This window comes from Shewanella sp. UCD-KL12, assembly GCF_001957125.1.
Taxonomy (GTDB): domain Bacteria; phylum Pseudomonadota; class Gammaproteobacteria; order Enterobacterales; family Shewanellaceae; genus Shewanella.
In genome coordinates this window covers 1173366-1188933 of the sequence record NZ_MPHJ01000001.1, presented here as the reverse complement: position 1 = coordinate 1188933, position 15568 = coordinate 1173366, and the positions used below count along the sequence as shown (strand labels likewise).

At 41.9% G+C, this 15568-nt stretch carries 17 protein-coding genes and 1 riboswitch; of the genes, 1 reads left to right on the top strand and 16 read right to left on the bottom strand.

Annotated elements, in window-relative coordinates; translation table 11 throughout:
- Positions 1 to 11: 11 nt before the first annotated feature.
- From pnuC to hinT, 6 genes are all read right to left on the bottom strand, one after another.
- A complete protein-coding gene (gene pnuC, locus BM736_RS05010; RefSeq protein ID WP_076409324.1) occupies positions 12 to 653 on the bottom strand; it encodes a nicotinamide riboside transporter PnuC in 642 nt (213 codons plus the stop codon).
- 89 nt (positions 654 to 742) lie between these two features.
- Positions 743 to 1003 carry a YkoF family thiamine/hydroxymethylpyrimidine-binding protein gene (locus BM736_RS05005; RefSeq protein ID WP_076409940.1) on the bottom strand — a complete coding sequence of 87 codons (261 nt, stop codon included), beginning with the start codon at positions 1001 to 1003 and terminating at the stop codon, positions 743 to 745.
- A 91-nt stretch (positions 1004 to 1094) separates the two neighbouring features.
- A complete protein-coding gene (locus tag BM736_RS05000; protein ID WP_076409321.1) occupies positions 1095 to 3296 on the bottom strand; it encodes a TonB-dependent receptor in 2202 nt (733 codons plus the stop codon).
- Positions 3297 to 3394: 98 nt separating this feature from the next.
- A riboswitch (TPP riboswitch) is annotated at positions 3395 to 3515 on the bottom strand.
- A gap of 130 nt (positions 3516 to 3645) precedes the next feature.
- Positions 3646 to 4038, bottom strand: a complete 393-nt coding sequence (locus BM736_RS04995) for a YcfL family protein (protein ID WP_372828267.1) — start codon at positions 4036 to 4038, stop codon at positions 3646 to 3648.
- A 123-nt stretch (positions 4039 to 4161) separates the two neighbouring features.
- Positions 4162 to 5178 carry a PaaI family thioesterase gene (locus BM736_RS04990; RefSeq protein ID WP_076409318.1) on the bottom strand — a complete coding sequence of 339 codons (1017 nt, stop codon included), beginning with the start codon at positions 5176 to 5178 and terminating at the stop codon, positions 4162 to 4164.
- 16 nt (positions 5179 to 5194) lie between these two features.
- On the bottom strand, positions 5195 to 5551 hold the full coding sequence (gene hinT, locus BM736_RS04985; protein ID WP_076409315.1) for a purine nucleoside phosphoramidase: 357 nt from the start codon (positions 5549 to 5551) through the stop codon (positions 5195 to 5197).
- A 297-nt stretch (positions 5552 to 5848) separates the two neighbouring features.
- Here hinT and BM736_RS04980 point away from each other — a divergent pair, with 297 nt between their 5' ends.
- Complete coding sequence (locus BM736_RS04980) at positions 5849 to 6268, top strand: helix-turn-helix domain-containing protein (protein ID WP_076409312.1); 420 nt, start codon at positions 5849 to 5851, stop codon at positions 6266 to 6268.
- Between the two features lie 112 nt (positions 6269 to 6380).
- Here BM736_RS04980 and BM736_RS04975 read toward each other — a convergent pair whose 3' ends face one another.
- From BM736_RS04975 to BM736_RS04930, 10 genes are all read right to left on the bottom strand, one after another.
- Complete coding sequence (locus BM736_RS04975; protein ID WP_076409310.1) at positions 6381 to 6833, bottom strand: hypothetical protein; 453 nt, start codon at positions 6831 to 6833, stop codon at positions 6381 to 6383.
- 6 nt (positions 6834 to 6839) lie between these two features.
- Positions 6840 to 7190, bottom strand: coding sequence for a hypothetical protein (locus BM736_RS04970; protein WP_076409307.1), 351 nt, complete (start codon positions 7188 to 7190; stop codon positions 6840 to 6842).
- A gap of 338 nt (positions 7191 to 7528) precedes the next feature.
- Positions 7529 to 8377 (bottom strand): CsgG/HfaB family protein, encoded by an 849-nt coding sequence (locus BM736_RS04965; protein ID WP_076409304.1) that lies wholly within the window; start codon positions 8375 to 8377, stop codon positions 7529 to 7531.
- A 2-nt stretch (positions 8378 to 8379) separates the two neighbouring features.
- The gene (locus tag BM736_RS04960) at positions 8380 to 8793 is read right to left on the bottom strand and encodes a curli assembly protein CsgF (protein WP_076409302.1); all 414 of its coding nucleotides are present in this window, start codon (positions 8791 to 8793) and stop codon (positions 8380 to 8382) included.
- 13 nt (positions 8794 to 8806) lie between these two features.
- Positions 8807 to 9292, bottom strand: a complete 486-nt coding sequence (locus BM736_RS04955; protein WP_256717720.1) for a curli production assembly/transport protein CsgE — start codon at positions 9290 to 9292, stop codon at positions 8807 to 8809.
- Positions 9289 to 9921 (bottom strand): LuxR C-terminal-related transcriptional regulator, encoded by a 633-nt coding sequence (locus BM736_RS04950; protein WP_076409300.1) that lies wholly within the window; start codon positions 9919 to 9921, stop codon positions 9289 to 9291. The genes BM736_RS04955 and BM736_RS04950 overlap by 4 nt, the downstream gene beginning before the upstream one ends.
- A gap of 173 nt (positions 9922 to 10094) precedes the next feature.
- Entirely contained in the window at positions 10095 to 12095 is a 2001-nt protein-coding gene (locus BM736_RS04945; protein WP_076409297.1) for a curlin, read from the bottom strand.
- Positions 12096 to 12112: 17 nt separating this feature from the next.
- Positions 12113 to 12661, bottom strand: a complete 549-nt coding sequence (locus BM736_RS04940) for a curlin (RefSeq protein WP_083699842.1) — start codon at positions 12659 to 12661, stop codon at positions 12113 to 12115.
- Positions 12662 to 13070: 409 nt separating this feature from the next.
- Positions 13071 to 14699, bottom strand: a complete 1629-nt coding sequence (locus BM736_RS04935; RefSeq protein WP_076409294.1) for a hypothetical protein — start codon at positions 14697 to 14699, stop codon at positions 13071 to 13073.
- A 17-nt stretch (positions 14700 to 14716) separates the two neighbouring features.
- Positions 14717 to 15274, bottom strand: a complete 558-nt coding sequence (locus tag BM736_RS04930) for a curlin (RefSeq protein ID WP_256717719.1) — start codon at positions 15272 to 15274, stop codon at positions 14717 to 14719.
- Positions 15275 to 15568 lie beyond the last annotated feature (294 nt).

Genomic DNA, 15568 nt, shown 5'->3' with positions numbered 1-15568 from the left:
TCGCCTGCACATTATGACTGAGCCAATATTCGTTGTTCACGCATGGATGCTCGCCATAAGAAGTACCCACCAATCGCCATACCTACGTACAAAATAAATAACAATGAGGTCAGCATCAGGCCTTTTTGTAAATACAAATAGATAGATACAAAATCGATAACGACCCAATAGAGCCAATTTTCAAGTACTTTTTTCGCCACTAAATAGGTTGTCATCACAGCAAAACAGGTCGTTGCAGCATCAAGGTAAGCATAGGATGCTTTAGTATAAGTTGACATTAAGTAGCCGACTAAGACCGATATAAGTGCCGTACAAATAATTATCTGTATATGCCTATTCAGGCTCCAGGAAACCACGGCAATACTGTCATCACTTGAGCGCCCTTTAGACCACTGTTGATAGCCATAGATAGCCATAGCCATATAGTAGACGTTAAGCACCGACTCCATCAGCAGTGACACTTCCCAAAATAGCGCTGTATAAATGGCTGTGCTCGCGAACGCGGCAAACCAACATAAGATACTGCCCTTCATGGCTAGCACTAGATAGGCAGCAGCAAGCACGACTGCAACAGCTTCCCATGCAGTGAGCACAGTCGCTTCTATCATTGCGGCATTAATTGTACTGACTAAAGCAGACCAAAAGTCTGTCATTATAAGTTATCCAAATTCAACGAAGAGTATAAAGTCTCACCTAAGGTATCAGTCGGGTGAGACTTGTCTATTTTACCTTTTGATAGCAATTACTGAGTGTGAGATAGATCCAGCTCTCCACCTATAAACTTACACACAAATACCGCTTTGCCCCACTTCTCATGGGCCGCTTGCATCTCTGTGGCTAGCATAGCCATGACATCGCTATACTCCCCACACACTTGTGTTGCCATCGCATTGGTTTTACGCTCAATATTCTGATAACTATCTAAACGGTCGATAAACCATAAAATGGGATCGAGATAGTTGTCTTGCAAAGGGTAGCAACTAATTTCTGCTGTTAATTTCATATATTGACCTCTGGCGGCACGCTCAATTTGAGCTGCCACCACAATTAAAGAATAGATAACTCACTGACTTGCTCTGACAGTGAATGTAGACTTACATAAACTTGACGTTAACCGTTAACCCTAACTGACGTGGGTCGCCATAGCGGATATATTGCTTATCAGCCCAGTCCTGATCAGGTTCATTACCAAAATAGAAACCTCGTGTTCCGTATTGCTCATCAGTGAGGTTTTTACCCCATAAATAAGCTGACCATACATCCGTTTCATAGCCAAGTCGGGCATTAAAGATGATATAAGACTCAGATTTTGATTCATTACTATCTGAGTAGTAAAACTCACTCTTACCACTGGTCGTTAGGTTAGCAAACCACCCTGAATCAGTACGGTAAGTCGCACCAGCGCTATAGGTAAAATTAGGCGAGTGAGCCAGCTCTCTACCTGTCAAATCAACCGTTCCACCATACTTATCTTGATATTGATAATCACCATAAGCTGTCTCTAACCAACCCAGACTTGCATACAGTTTCAAATTTGACGTTGCATACCAGTTAGCATCTAACTCAGCACCATAGTTATGTGAGCTACCCGCATTTTCCGTATAAAGAATAAATTTTTGTGGCTCTTCAGGATTCTGTTGCGATGCAGACACCTGTTGATCGCGCCTATCCATATAAAACACAGAGAAATTAGTACTAGCGTCACCATCAAGCCAGCGAGATTTAAGCCCTATCTCGTAGTTGTATAGCGTTTCGGTATCGTACTCTTTCTTATCAGACAATTCAGTGGGCAGAGACATATTAAAGCCGCCTGCTTTATAACCACGAGCGATTCTGGCATAAGTCTCATGGTCATCACTCAATGCTTTACTCAGCGCTATGTGTCCACCCCACATGGTTTCACCAGGGTTGAACTCATCACCAGCGCTATCACTGTACTCACTATCACGACGCTCAACTCTTAAGCCGAAAGAAAGTGCATACCCGGCACCGAGATCTGAGTCTAACTGCCCAAAAATAGCGCTGTTAACGGCTTCATATTCAGCCGTTAATGTATCAAGCCAGCCATTATAATCTTCAACGGTGTCATTATCTTCAGTTAAGCGCATTCCATAAACACCTAACAACCAATCGGTGCTGTTTGCAAAAATACGCCCCGCTTCAGTCGAGCTTAATCTAAACTCTTGACTTAATGTCTGTCTCTCGCCTTGTTTGTCCCACGTGTAATCATACTGACAAGGCTCACCACCACAATCTAATCCGCCCCAATAATCAGGGTTTGCCCAATCGCCATCGTAGTTATGGTGTGTTTCAGATTGAGCGAAAGATGTAAGAGACACAAGTTCAAACTGCTCAGCACCTGAATAGGTAAATTTAAGTGAGCTACCTGTGGTGCGCTGTTTATCGACACCCGGCGCATCAGTTAAGGTATTTTCGCCGTTATTGTCTAAAGTCCACACATCATAGCCATTGTCATAGTCGGCATGGAGCATTGTTAGATCGATAGATAGATCATCTGTGGCATACCAACGAAGTTTTGCTCTGCCAGTAAACTCATCACGCGCATTGGTGTCATCACGGTCGAGATAAAGGTTATTTTGAAAACCATTTTGCTGATGTTGCTGTAAAGAGACACGATAGAGCAGTTTACCTGAGTCGGTTAATGGCCCTGAGCTAAAACCGCTGAAAGTGGTTAGGTTATCATCGCCAACTGACACCTCAGCCCCGTGTTCAAACACATCAGTTGGATCATTACTCTTTAGATAGATGAGACCTGCAAGTGCATTGGCACCGTAACGAGTGCCTTGTGGGCCACGAAGTACTTCGACCTGTTGCAGATCATACATACTAGAGACCATACCAAGCCCTGACATATCAATATCGTCAATGATGTAACCTACAGATGAGTTAGGTGCGCCTTGATACTCCTCCTGCTCACCGACACCACGAATTTGAAAGTACTTCGGCCTAGAGCTACCGCCAGACCAGTTAAAATTTGCAATCGAATTAAGTACATCTTCAAAGTGTTGCGCGCCTTCATCTTCTATCTGTTGCTGATCGATGATACTAACGCTCGATGGCATTTTATCTAAGCTTGAGCGACGAAAATCAGAAGTGACCACAATGACTTCCATATCATCATTAGCCTTAGCTTCACTGCTTACCTGAGAACTGGCTTGTACGTCATTATCAGCTGCGAGTGCGTATTGACTGGTCAACACCGCAGAGACGGCAAGCGCCACTGGTGAGACTCTTTTCATCATGGAATTTAAAGAGAAAGATTTATTAGTATTCATAGGACCCCAAATTAATATTTTGAGATCCGGCAACAAAAGAAGCGAGAAAGGTTAGTGTGTTTGATTGCGGGTGTTCTTGCTGAACATGATTATCTTCATCAAACCTATTGGCCCATTCCTACGCCGGTATTAGCCGGATCAGGTTCAAAGGGTTTGTCAAAAGACATCTCAGAGACTATCACAACATTAATGGTGCAAGTCTCACCCCTTGGCGAGGGCGATTATACATGAATCATACAAATTGTTGACAAACATATGCTATCGTTTGACTAATTTACATACAAAATAGAAATAAAAAACGCCAGACTAGCTGGCGCTTTAAGAAGAGAATCAAAAATTTATCACTGCATTAGTTTGAAAATGCTTTCCTGACATACAACTCATAGCGTACAGCTTGTGCATTTGGTGCGAGCGCATTGACTTGCATACGTTGCATGCCATGCAGTTTTAATGGTTTCCACGAACTCGCTTCATCTTCAATGGTATAGCCATTAATATCGAACCAAGTAAACTTATACTGCAAACGAAGGTCGGTAGATACTTTGCTCAAAATCACACCAGATCCCTGCAAAAAATCCCCTTGCTGACGTGCTTTAAGCTGCTCGACTGCAACCTCACGCGCAAAGCTTGTATTGTCGACTCTCACCTCACCGCTAGAGCTGGCCATCATACCTGCAGTATGCTGCGCACAACCAACAAACAGTAATCCCGACATAAGCACTAACACTAATTTTTTAATCATAACTTCCGGCTCCCTTCAGTCAAACCTTGTCACTTAATTCACACTACACTTATAAACAGTACACTAGCAAACAGTAAGCTGAACTTGCTAGTGCTCTCTCAAAAGATGGATTGAAAACCCAGATTAATCTATTAAAAAATGTGCCCTTGCCGTCGCAATTAACTTCTTCCGGTTAGTTTGCCAACAATTAATACTCACATTAGCAACTCGGCGACCTTGCCTAGTGATCTTACATTCGGCAAAGCTGTCTTTATGGTATCCCGCCCTTAGGTAGTCAATTGAGAAATCGACAACTTTAGGTACTTTAGAGGTATTCATAAACACCATAAGCTGCACGATTGCTGACATCTCCATAAATCCAGCAATGACGCCACCATGAATAGCGGGTAATATCGGGTTGCCTATGTTGTCATCTTTTAATGGCAGCCTAAAAACCAGCTCATCACCAAAACGCTCAACATTCATACCGATAAAATTAGTATAGGGGACATGGCCTAACAGGTGGCCAAAATCGTTAAGCTCAGTAGCTTGTTTAACGATCTCTTTTACATCTAACTCTTTGATGTCCTTAGGTTTTAGGTCAAACGTATCTAAAGAAAGCGTATCAACTGCTAGGCTAGCTACATGTGAACCTTCATCCTCACCAGGCTGCTGGCCCAACAAGGCTTGGCGAAACTCATCGCCTATCATATCAGGGCTAATACGCATAAATGATCCCACCGCATGCGCGATTGGATCGTCAATAGAGTCTTGGTAAGCGATAGCACGTGTAAAAGAGACGCTCGATGAGATCTTATAACACTCTGCAAAACCATAGACAGGCTTATTAGGCTGTGCAGGTTTCATATAATCAACTCTTAGATCTAACGTAGGTGATAGCTCTAACGATTGATATTTATCATAAATAGAGCAAACCACAGCACTACCACTGGCGGTATCCATCAAGGTCGTGATCACTCCACCATGAATAACGCCAGTGTCAGGGTAACCAATAAGCTCACTGTTATAGGGTAATTCAATCAGTACATGATGCTCACTGGCTTCATGAACTTTTAACTTGAGACGTCGACATTGCGCCAATTGATCAACAAAGCGTGTTGCGATTTGTGTCAATGGGAAAAAATCTGAGTTGACCTTCATGACTTTTCGCTCGCTATTATCTGTCTTGGCTCAACATAGGGCCAAGGAAATGCCCACCCACTAAGTGCATATGGATATGATAAACCTCTTGCCCACCATGCTTGTTGCAATTCATGATGATGCGATAACCGTCTTCTGCAATACCCGCCTCTTGAGCAAGTTTAGCGGCAACAGTCACCATGCGCCCTAGCGCTTTTTCATCTGACGATTTAACATCATTGGTGGTTGGGATCAGATGATTAGGAATAATCAAAATATGCGTTGGCGCTTTAGGGTCTATATCCCTAAATGCGGTGACAAGGTCATCTTGGAACAAAATTTCAGCGGGAATTTCACGTCGAATAATCTTGCTAAAAATAGTTTCTTCAGACATCAGGCTGTCCTCTTTTTAGTAGGGTTGCCACAGTATACTCAAAAAATATTAACTTGTGAGCTCAGCAAGCAAAATCCTCTAGATAACAGACTAAAAAACAATCTTTTAATTTTAAGTCAAAGATTTGCTTCAAATGTAAAACCAGCTCTAAAAGCAACCAGCTACTCGCTGTATCCACAGTGAAAATCCAACAATACCCACAGAGAGTTAACAAATTACACATATGTATATACAAATCAATTGACATAAGCAATTAAACCCTTTTTAATACGGATAAATTAATAAGGGATGTATCAAATGTTGACAAACAAAGAGACAGCTTTACTCGACGCTGCAACTGATCTCATTCGAGAAAAGGGCATGATTGCTTTGAACATGTCTGATGTGCATAAAAAGGCTGGGTACTCTAGAGCAGCTCAATATCAGTCTTTTAGTGATAAAAATTCTCTTTTAGCGGCTTTGTGTATGCGCGAGCTTGTACAAAACACCTTAGCGCTTGAAGAGCAGAGATATAAAGAGTTAAGTGGTGACTTTACTGTGGTACTCAGACCAGTGGTATATAACTACTTGAAGTTATCTGATCGCTTAATGATAGATTCAGCGTTTACTAACATGCTCAAGTGTGTGGAAGCATTACCGGATGTTGAAGAGTTCTCTTTCTTAAAGCAAGGTTTTGCCTACTTAGATAAAGAGAGACGTGCCGAGAAAGACGCATAGTTAATTTAGGTTAAATAAACCTCCTACTCTTACGATATATCAGCGCAATCACGAGGTTTTATTTAGCAATTAAAGGGGCACATCACACTCATTAAGTGTCATGCCCCTTTTTCTACCTTGAAGCCGTCACTGACGACAGTTCTGCACGATTTAACTTGATGATGACTCGCTGACACTCTGAGCAGATATAGCGACCAGCTAACGTGTTTTTGGTTTCGAACTCATCACAATAACTGCATAAGCCAAAACTACGTACCTTGATGATATGTAGCCCATCGCTTGTATTTGCCACCATATCTTTGCTGATAGTTGCCTCACTGGTGCTATGTGCACTATTTTGTGCGATCAAGAGCAAGGTGTTCGCAATCCCAATCAACAGTACTTTAACAATATATAGGCTGAATGCCATAGCCAGCAAGCCAACGACCGCCCAGATAGAGTCGTGAAGCTCGAAACTGACCAAGAGTTTAAGCCCTCCACCTATGGTGAGCAGTGCCAACAAAGCCGTCAGCGCCACGTCGAGGTGGCCTATGACACGTGAAAAATCGCTAACCTTATTTTCCATCACTGATCACGCTTTGACTAAATACACAACGCCATCTTTCTCGTAGACATTTTTAACTTCATTGCCTTCACCCAACACCACCACTTGCTGACCCTTCTCAGTCACCGCATTACCAGCAGCATCTAGCACTATGGCGATACCAAGCGCTGTTAACATTGGCGAATGAAAGGCGTTGTAATGGTGGTGATGGCTAGGAACAATGACCACGGGGGTTCTTACAACCCGCTTGCTATGTACTTTTTGACATTTTATACCACCAGCACGTTCACAACCTACGGTTGCAGCATTAGCGGTTGTAGACGTTAAACCGACAAGCGTGATGGTGATAGCTGCAACGAATGTATTTATCTTGAACATAACGACCTCAAATAGTGATATAAAAGTTCAGGCTCAAACCATCGAACGGATTCATACTAAACAATAAACACATAAGAGTATACAGGTGACTATTCACTATGTAAATACAGATTAACGATTTATCATCTTGTGCAGTCTTAGTGGCTAATAGGACAATTCTGAGAAAGTAAAAACTACAATGAAAGCTAGATTTGAAACATAAGCCTGAAAGCTAAGTCGAGAGGCAAACTTTTGAGCTGCATAACAGAGTTAAAATTATGGTAAATATACAACTTAAGAAGATAATCTGAGCACAAAAAAAGCGCCAATTGGCGCTTTAATTAATCAGGTAAATTGAGTTAACCTTGCTTGATTCGTTCACTCACACGCGCCTCAGAATGCGCTTCAAGCCAATACTTTTGCAGTACTGTATTTTTAAGTCCTGTCTCAGGGCTACCTAAATTCCATGCCCGCTTCCAGATCCCATCTGCAATCATGTGTACTACAGCACTTTCAATCGCTTGTACAACACAGATACTCACAGGTTCGTTCGATGTGTAGCCTAGCTCTGATTCAAGCAAGTCTTGGGCATCAATAAATTTAAACACGCCCGCCGATAGCTCTTTAGACAATATTGATTTCGTCGTGGTCACACTGCTAAGCAGGCGGCCCGTTCTGATATCGACAGCACGCAAGTTAACGGTAACGGTATCGACTCGAAATTGAGAGTTAACACCTATGCCTAAATAACGCGCTCCTGCTCCACCCGTTTTAATGTTGGTATCATAAGCCACGATCCCGCCTTCCATTAAAATTTGTGCTGAGTTGAGCTGAGGCAATTGATTAACTTCACCTTTAAGGCCGGCTCTTACAATTTTTCGCTCTGTTAATAGGTTCTGTAAGCCCTCTCGCTCTACAGGTACAAACCAACTAGAGTCATTAAGCGCTTGTGCTAAGAAAGCAGTACCACTCTGAGGCACTGCCGTTGAGAAGTTGCTCGATGGGATAGGCTTATATTGGCCTGTTTGATCACGAAAATCATAAACGGCTGCGACCATACTCCCTTGAGGATGAGGTAAGCCAATAAGGTCGTAATAGGTATCCGCTTTCGGCATCAAGCTGCTCGATGACTCGATGTCGTCAAACTCTCCAGTTGATGAGCACCCAGATAACAATAGTATGGCGGCACTTACTAATAACTTTTTCATGTCTAGCCCCCCTCCGTACCCGTGTCGACCAAGCCACCCACCTCAATCACAGTGGTTTCACCTGTCGCAATATCCATAATATGCACGAGTAAAGTACCATCTTCATTGACCACATTAATTTCAAAATCAGTTGTCTTTAAATAACCTTCACCACCATTAGCAGCATCATTAAACAATTGACTCATCAAGCGGGACTCTAAAGAGCTAGCCATGCGTTCAAGTGCTGTAGGAGCGACGTAACCTGAGCTGCTTTTATGGTCATTTTGAGCCGACGCATTAGCTAACAGGTATGAGCCATTTAGATAACTGCCACCGAAATTGGGGTTTACTGGTGTATAGATTAATTGCGTTGCACTACTGGAAAAAGCCAGTAGACATAAGCCGATTCCACTTCCTAATAATTTGAAATTATTCATTTGCGATCCCTGTCTAAAATTCATCTGGTGCAAGGTCTGGGTCTAAAAACTGTGCCCAACTTGCCTGTTTCTTATTTTGCCTAAGAGTCTGATTAACTCTTGATGCTGCAGCAGCAGCCTGCCCGTCGATATTTCGACTCGCAGGTGAAACTACAGTGATGTATATAGGTTTTCGGTTATGTAAAATTGTCACTTTACTACCACTACGCGCAGTAGCACGCTCGACAATACTGAGACCGGAATGGGATGAGTAACCACCAATGTCTCTATAAGCAGAAACGAATTCACGGTAAAAACGATGACCAACACGCGTCATTGCCCGATTTAGAATAAGTCCATCAACCAGGTCTGTTTCTTGTTTTGGTAAAGCATCACTAATGCTTTGAGCTTCTAATGCTTTTTTAGCTTTTATTTCAGCCTCACGCAGTGCTTCTGCGCTAGTATCTGTTGCATAGATAAGCAATAGAGGTAATAAGATAATTAACCAGTAGTGCTTCACTGGTGTACCTCATGAAGGTGTGTTTGAGCCCAAGCTATTGCTTGGCCTCGACTTGACACCCCAATTTTTCTAAATGCACGATAAAGGTGGGTCTTAATTGTGCTCTCACTAACAAATAGTTGGTTAGCTATATCGACATTAGTACTACCACTTAACAAGGCTTGAAGTACTTCACGCTCACGAATCGTCAGATTATCGCTACCTTCAACACTCACCAAATCATCACTATTTGGCTGAGTTAATTGTGCTGGAATAACTGATTTCCCTCTTAAAATATTTCCTAAGCCTTCCCCAACCTCTTCTAGCGAAGCATCACTATAAAAAATACCTGCAGTGACCGTTGGATGTATCAGAAAACGCGCATCTATCAACTTGGGATAATGAAGGAATACCACTCTTGCAGCATACTCCTTCTCAACGTAACGTTGGATTTGATAAGCTTTTTGAACATCGACAGTTGACAGGTCTATAACAACAAGAGAAAACACCCCTTCCTTAATCTCTGTTTCAACTTGCTCTGGAGTAACCTTAACCAATTTAACCAAAAATTCTTGAGGCCAACGAGTGTCCAAAAGATCACTCAGCATTTGAGAGCGAGAAACTACTATCCAATTTATAACTTTGAACATACGGCTGACTCCATGTCGACACAGTTAAATAATCACGAAAACCTTATGACAGCCACCAAGAAGTTACATTAATACAACATACGTATCCATGTATTTCACTTAAAAATGGCTTACTAAGGAATACATAAGTAAATAAAAGGGTGCAGATGCACCCTTTTATTTAAACAAACAGATTATTCCGGTACGCTTCCTTGCATAATCATTACTTGGTTATTGGAACCAAAACTCGTTACGTTTGCGCTATTGTGTGCATCGTACTGACTCACGTTTACAATATTGCCAGCACCACCTTCCACATAAATGTCTGTGACATGATTATTGCCATTTTGAACAACATCTATGTCGTTACCAGCCCCTGTGAATGACTCAACAGTAGCACTATTAAACTCACCAGTTTGTGCGATATCTATGTGTGATCCACTATCTGCCGCATCTGCATAAGCTAAGTTATCTGTACCAGTTTGTGTAATATTGATTATATTATCATTACCATACGTACCCGCACCGAGGTCATTACCATACCAGTTGCTAGCAGTATCACTGTTTGTTACACGGTTACCTGTACCTGACTGAACGATAGTAATTTCGCTACCGTTACCACCTTGAGAGGCAGCTCCAGCATAGTTATCAGAACCTGTCTGCGTCACACTGATGGAGTTACCATAGCTGTCATCAGCTTGGTCAATAAGCACAGAGTTTGAATTACCGGACTGAGTCACTAATGCCGTATCATTTAATCCAGCTTGATTGATATTAGCAGTATTACCAGTTCCTTCTAGGCTGCCACCTTGAGTAAGCGTTAACGAGTTATTCGCGCCACTTTGGTCAATGTTGGCAATGTTAGAAAAATCATTTTGTGTCACGTTTGCAGTCTGCTCATCACCAGTCTGTGATACTTCTGACCCATTAAATGAGCCAGATTGAAGTACAGTTACTGAGCTTCCTAAGCTACTTTGATCAATCGAAACAAGGTTTTCAGCCCCTGTTTGGTCGATATCAGAAGTATTACCACTACCGAGTTGATCAACAAGGGCAATATTCCCCTGTGCAGTTTGATCTACATTGGCAATATTTAAATCACCCACTTGGTTAATCTCGGCCGCATTGCCTGAATCAGACTGAACAAGGTAAACTTGGTTAGCATCACCTTCAGTATTAACAATAGCTTCATTATGCCTAGCTGATTGTTGAACATCTGTGATATTACTCAGGCCACTTTGCTGAACATCAGCAGTATTATGGCGGGCACTCTGCTTTACTGTAGCGTCGTTACTGTTACCACCTTGAACTACAAAAGCGGTATTGCTCTTAGCTGTTTGACGAATAAAACCAGTATTATCATTTCCAAGCTGATCGAGTGACGCAGTATTTTTTGCTTTGGTTTGTCGGATATGGCCATCATTTCGATCGCCTCCTTGAATAAGCGAAGCACTATTCTTTTTAGCAAATTGCTGAACTAAACCAATATTGTCACTACCAGACTGCTCCATAGCCGCATGGGTGATGTCATTATCAGATTCTGCATAGTTACCCGTTTCTTGTAAAATATCGCCCTTGTTCCCAGCTCCTGTCTGAGTAAGCTCGGCTGATGCACCATCTGAGCGGTTTTGAGAAATATACGCGCTATTTCCTGTACCAGTATTTTGTTCAATAGTCGCAGTAGCATAATCTGACCAGTGATTATCAATTTCAGCTGTATCGCCATTACCATTTTGAATAACGGCTGAAACCGCAGCATCAGCATTATTTTGAGTCACTGTCGCCGTGTTTTCATTACCAGTTTGTGCAACGGATGCGTGCGCAGATTGCTCATTATTTAGCTTCTGAACGATTGAAGCCGTATTTTCATTACCGATAGAATCAACTGTCGCTAACGCCGTTGACGTTGCATCTTGCTGATCTACAGTTGCAGTGTTTCCATCGCCTTGCTGATTTATACGCGCTTCCGTTTCAGTCGTTCTAGCTTGTGTCGCAGTAGCTGTATTACTCGAACCTTCCTGATATACATTCACAATGTTATCCGAACTTTCATCAACTTGGGTAACAGTGGCAGTGTTTTGAACACCGCCAAGTTGATTGACTTCGGCTGAGTTATTAGTACTATCCTCTGCATAAACGCTCGTAGAGGCTAAGATTGCAGCTGATACTACAAGTGCGATTTTAGTCTGCTTCATTGGTGTTTTCCCTTTCCTTAGTTAGATGTATGGCCTTGGGTGATAACCGCAGTTTGTGAACTGCCCCACTGAGCCACACCGACTACATGACCAGATCCGTTTTGTTGGATCAAAACTGAATTTTCATATCCAGTCTGATGAATATAGGCTTGGTTGTCGTAACCGTTTTGGGTCACATCAAGCGCTAAAGCGGTACCTAATTGACTAGCTTGAACTAAATTTCCGTATCCTATCTGAACAATGCTAGCTTCGATATCTGAGCCTGACTGAAGTAACAAAAGTTCGTTACCGACACCTTGCTGACTGGCAGTAAGAGAGTTATTAAACCCACTTTGACTCAGGTATAACTCGTTACTCAGACCTTGTTGGCTTACGGTTGCAAAGTGGCTATCGCCGACTTGACTAACCGATGCTAGGTTATCGCCGCCAGACAGCTCATCGAAAGAACTGATATCTTCATCAGCATGGGATAGTGGAGAAAAAAGTAGGCCTACAAAAAGAAAAGTCGCACTGTAGTTCTTCTTGCTTTGTTTAGCATTTCGTTGACAACCCTGTTTAGCTAACATCTCGCATCCTGCTTGAACTAAGTCAAATAATTGGCGCTAGTATCTCGTTAACTGGATTCAACATCATCAACCAAAAGTATGAAGGGAAATGACACAAAGATTGTATTCTGCATGGTGTACTAATACTTAACTACTACAACCAAAGTGACAGTACTGTTGACACTAAAGCTGGATAGCCAACTTTGCTTCATATGCTCTATTGAAAGGACACCCACAGACAAGGATTTGGATATATTACTAGGTGATTCGTTGATAACGACTAAGTCACTAATAGTCATGTTTATATTCAAACGATAGGAATAGTGACTCACAAGCTCTATAAGAAAAGGAAGTGAAAGAGATAGGGGTAAAACTAAATTGAAGAGGTACTTACCCTCTCCAATTTAGTCGGTAAATATGAGTTAACGTTTTAAATTGAACCTTGAGTAACTACAACCGTGTTACCAGCACCAATACTCGAAACAGTTGCAGTGTTACTTGCATCATATTGATGAATTGTTGCACTGTTACCTAGGCCATACCCAACAAAGACATTGGCTTTATGATTTGAACCAATCTGGTCTACATCAATCATGTTTTGCTCACCAAGGGCAACGGCACTGATAAAGTTATCTTGCCCATCTTGTAGTAGATCAACATTGGAACCACTAAAACCGGAGATTGATTCTGCGCTATTGTCTGTGCCATGTTGGTTGACTGTTAGCGTGTTACTGTCACCTAAAGTTCCAGAGTAACCTATAGAACCAGTCAAAGATTGGCCTTCACCAGTTTGGGTAACACTAACAGTGTTATCTCCCCCAAAGGCGGTAACTACACCAGCGTAGTGAGCATCACCTGTTTGACTAACCGTGATCTCACTGTCATGACTGCCTAAACCTTGATAAATCGTTGTATTGTTACTCGTGCCGTTTTGTTCAACAGATGATGTGTCGCTATCACCGTATTGTTCAACCTTCGAGTAGTTACCAAACCCAGGATCGGTAGCCGTTTGAGACACATTAGCCGTGTTACCATTATTGCTTTGATCAATATCGGCACTATTGCCACCACCATACTGATAAACATTAGCCGTTTGGAAAGTTCCAGACTGATCAACAGTTGCTAGATTATCTGCAGAGAGCTGCATCACTAACACCTTACTGTCATCACTAATTTGATTGACTTGTGCAGTATTACCATCTGACTGTGTAACATAAGTGATATTTCTATCACCCGTTTGAGTGACTTCAGCAAGATTACTCTCATTATTTTGTGCAATGGTGCCTGAGTTACCGTTACCACTTTGAGTCACTGTCGCGTCATTATGTTTAGCGTTCTGCTCTATATCACCAACGTTATTATTACCAGTTTGTGTGATTGTCGCTTGAGTATCATCAGTTTCTGACCAATCATCAGCGGTCGTTGTCTGAAATATAATACCGGAGTTACCACTACCTGTTTGTGTGACAATTGCTGATGCATAGTCAGAATCTGTCTGACCAATAAAGCCGTAGTTACCACCTCCAATATTCTGGGTAATGGTTGCAACAGCCCTATCAGTTTGCTGATTATTAATTCTAGCCTCATCACCACTACCATTTTGATCGATACTAGAAAGCGATGCATCGGCACTGTTCTGAGAAACTTCAGCGACGTTACCGCTGCCATTTTGAGTGATCAAGGCATGAGCGCCCTCTTCAGTGCCATTTTCCTGAAGAATTGTTGCTAAGTTACCATCTCCCACTGTATTAACTGTTGCGAGTGATGTATCGGCGGTATCTTTTTGTGTGATATAAGCTCTATTATCCGCGCCATCTTGATCAATATCTGCACTTGTATCTTGGGTATTAGATTGTGTCGCAGAAGCAATGTTACCAGAGCCAATCTGATCAATTGTCACATCATTAAGTGAGCTCTCTAGCGATTGAGTAACAGTTGCAGAGTTTCCAGTGCCATCTTGATTAACGGTTGCTAAATTATCTGTGCTGCCTTCAGCTAAAGCGCCTGTTGATACCATCAAGGCTGCCGATACTAATAGTGCGATTTTAGAATGTTTCATTTCCCTATTCCCTTTCTTTAATCCGATGCTTGACCTTGGGTCACCACCGCTGTTTGCGAACTCCCCCACTGAGCAACACTGACCGTATGACCAGTACCGTACTGCTGAATGAGGATTGAATTTTCATGTCCTGTTTGTGCTATGTATGCCTGATTACCATAACCAATTTGTGAAACATCAAGCATTAATCCAGTCCCTGTTTGACTCGAAATAACAAGGTTACCAATTCCACTCTGTAAGATATGCGCTTCGATTTGGGCACCAGTTTGGCTTGAATAAATTTGATTTGAGAGCCCTTGCTGCTCAACAACAAATGAACTCACCGAGCCTTGTTGCGATACAAACGCTCGATTAGATTGCCCATTTTGGTCAACCCAAGTATTTAGATTGCTACCGGTTTGTACGCTATAGACTGAGTTATCCTGACTAAATAGCTCATCATGGGAACTTATATCTGGATTAGCATGGATGTAGAAAGGAAGCATAAAGAACACGAAGATGTAGCATAAACGAGTTAGCGCTTTAGCTTTTAGGGGGTATCCTTGATTACGCTGTCCGTGCGAATGCTTGTCCATAAACAAAACTCATAAACCAGTGTTTTATTAATGGTGTTGATTATGTAGGGATAAATTACTAGCAGCGTCCACTCAAAGTATTAACCCAGACATCATAAAGTTGTATATTTCGATCTGAAATAATACTTTTATACTATTAAATTATTCCACCAAACTTATTGATTTCAGTGTAAAAAACAGAACTACAAACATAAAGCAGTGCAACCTACTCCCATAAAAAAGACAAACAGTATAGATAGCCAATACCCACTTAATTCTCAGAGTTAACTATAAAACTGACATTGCTCTGATATA

What these genes read in the sequence shown, in the direction of transcription:
- pnuC (WP_076409324.1), bottom strand. Translation starts at nt 653, where the DNA reads ATGACAGACTTTTGGTCTGCTTTAGTCAGTACAATTAATGCCGCAATG.
- BM736_RS05005 (WP_076409940.1), bottom strand. Translation starts at nt 1,003, where the DNA reads ATGAAATTAACAGCAGAAATTAGTTGCTACCCTTTGCAAGACAACTAT.
- BM736_RS05000 (WP_076409321.1), bottom strand. Translation starts at nt 3,296, where the DNA reads ATGAATACTAATAAATCTTTCTCTTTAAATTCCATGATGAAAAGAGTC.
- BM736_RS04995 (WP_372828267.1), bottom strand. Translation starts at nt 4,038, where the DNA reads ATGATTAAAAAATTAGTGTTAGTGCTTATGTCGGGATTACTGTTTGTT.
- BM736_RS04990 (WP_076409318.1), bottom strand. Translation starts at nt 5,178, where the DNA reads ATGAAGGTCAACTCAGATTTTTTCCCATTGACACAAATCGCAACACGC.
- hinT (WP_076409315.1), bottom strand. Translation starts at nt 5,551, where the DNA reads ATGTCTGAAGAAACTATTTTTAGCAAGATTATTCGACGTGAAATTCCC.
- BM736_RS04980 (WP_076409312.1), top strand. Translation starts at nt 5,849, where the DNA reads ATGTTGACAAACAAAGAGACAGCTTTACTCGACGCTGCAACTGATCTC.
- BM736_RS04975 (WP_076409310.1), bottom strand. Translation starts at nt 6,833, where the DNA reads ATGGAAAATAAGGTTAGCGATTTTTCACGTGTCATAGGCCACCTCGAC.
- BM736_RS04970 (WP_076409307.1), bottom strand. Translation starts at nt 7,190, where the DNA reads ATGTTCAAGATAAATACATTCGTTGCAGCTATCACCATCACGCTTGTC.
- BM736_RS04965 (WP_076409304.1), bottom strand. Translation starts at nt 8,377, where the DNA reads ATGAAAAAGTTATTAGTAAGTGCCGCCATACTATTGTTATCTGGGTGC.
- BM736_RS04960 (WP_076409302.1), bottom strand. Translation starts at nt 8,793, where the DNA reads ATGAATAATTTCAAATTATTAGGAAGTGGAATCGGCTTATGTCTACTG.
- BM736_RS04950 (WP_076409300.1), bottom strand. Translation starts at nt 9,921, where the DNA reads ATGTTCAAAGTTATAAATTGGATAGTAGTTTCTCGCTCTCAAATGCTG.
- BM736_RS04945 (WP_076409297.1), bottom strand. Translation starts at nt 12,095, where the DNA reads ATGAAGCAGACTAAAATCGCACTTGTAGTATCAGCTGCAATCTTAGCC.
- BM736_RS04940 (WP_083699842.1), bottom strand. Translation starts at nt 12,661, where the DNA reads ATGTTAGCTAAACAGGGTTGTCAACGAAATGCTAAACAAAGCAAGAAG.
- BM736_RS04935 (WP_076409294.1), bottom strand. Translation starts at nt 14,699, where the DNA reads ATGAAACATTCTAAAATCGCACTATTAGTATCGGCAGCCTTGATGGTA.
- BM736_RS04930 (WP_256717719.1), bottom strand. Translation starts at nt 15,274, where the DNA reads ATGGACAAGCATTCGCACGGACAGCGTAATCAAGGATACCCCCTAAAA.